At 64.6% G+C, this 1,581-nt stretch carries 1 protein-coding gene; it reads left to right on the top strand.

Going from position 1 to position 1,581, the window contains the following annotated elements; genetic code table 11:
* Positions 1–78: 78 nt before the first annotated feature.
* Complete coding sequence (locus tag QTI17_RS34930; protein WP_286538766.1) at positions 79–1,212, top strand: IS110 family RNA-guided transposase; 1,134 nt, start codon at positions 79–81, stop codon at positions 1,210–1,212.
* Positions 1,213–1,581: the final 369 nt, after the last annotated feature.

Here is a 1,581-nt window from a genome sequence, read left to right as displayed (position 1 = left end):
CAGATGCTATGTAGGACTACCCGAGTCATCCCCGTTTAGCTACAACGGGATTTCCAACCTCTAGACAAGGAGACGGAAATGACGACCCAGACAGTCCTACCCGGCAAGGATACGGCGCAGGCGGGCGAGCTGTACATCAGCTTCGAGTTGGGCGACAAGAAGTGGAAGGTGACGGCCAGTGATGGCTGCCGCGGCCCGAGCCGCTACAACGTGGACGCGGGCGACACGGCAGCGGTCGCCGATTGCATCCGCAAGGCTGCGGAGCGCTGCATGCTCGGGCCGCGATTCAAGGCGCATGCCTGCTACGAGGCGGGGCGCGACGGCTGGTGGCTGCACCGCTGGCTGGTTCAGCAAGGCGTCGACAACATCGTGGTCGACGCAGCCAGCATCGAGGTGAATCGACGCGCCAGGCGAGCCAAGACCGACCGCCTCGACGGCGACAAGCTGCTGGCGATGCTGCTGCGCCACCACGGCGGCGAACGCGTCTGGTCCGTGTTGCGCGAACCGACGCCCGAGGACGAAGATGCACGCCGCACGCATCGCGAACTCGCCCGGCTGACGACGGAGCGCACCGCACACACGAATCGCATTGGCTCGCTGCTCGTGCTGCACAACCTGCGCCCGAACGTCGTCATCGGCGGGCGTGATTGGGCCAAATGGTTGGAGCACCATCGCGAGCAGATACCGCCTGTCCTGCGGGCCGAGGTCGAGCGCGAGAGCGCGCGGCTGTCGCTGGTCAAGCAGCAGGTCAAGGCGTTGGAGGCTGAACGACGCCTGGAGGTCGATACCGGCAAGCAGCCGGTGGTGGCGCACTTGACTCAGCTGCGGTCCATCGGTCTCAAGACGGCCTGGGTGCTGGACAAGGAGCTCTTCGGCTGGCGGCGCTTCGCCAACCGGCGCGAACTCGCCGGCTGCCTGGGTCTGGTGCCCACGCCCTATGACAGCGGCGGCAGCAGGATAGAGCAAGGCATCAGCAAGGCAGGCAACAAGCGAGCCCGGGCGTTGCTGGTCGAGCTCGCCTGGGGCTGGCTGCGCCTGCAACCCGACAGCGCGTTGACCCAGTGGTTCAACCGTCGCTTCGCCGGCAGCGGCAAGCGCATGCGACGCGTGGGCATCGTGGCGTTGGCACGGCGCCTGGCCATCGCGCTGTGGCGCTACCTCGAGCATGGAGAGATTCCAGCCGGTGCGTTATTGAAGCCGTCCGGTGCCTGAAGCGACGCGAGAAATTCCGCCCACGCGGTAAGGCAAGGAGCACATTGATGGTTAAAGGTCGACGCGCCCGGAACGTCCGCGGGTCGCTGCACAGCGACCGTCCAAACAGATTGGGTGCGCCGGTAACTGGGGTTTGCCATTGCGCCTCGCGCGCATGCTGCATGAGGTGCACGGTATCCACACCGTGCACGGATAGAAGCTCGTCCGAGCAGTGGCTCGAACGCTCGTCACACCCCGACCTTGGACCCGGATGCATCTCCCGAGCCAAGCCCTGTTTGTAGACTCAACACGATGCTGAGGTCAGCATGAAATACCATCCATCGATATGTTGACCGACACCGCTTGACAAACAAGTCCTCATAGAAGCGG

It is taken from the genome of Variovorax sp. J31P179 (genome assembly GCF_030316985.1).
GTDB lineage: Bacteria > Pseudomonadota > Gammaproteobacteria > Burkholderiales > Burkholderiaceae_C > Variovorax > Variovorax ginsengisoli_B.
The sequence above is the reverse complement of the archived record's forward strand: the minus strand, read 5'-3'. Positions and strand labels throughout refer to the sequence as shown.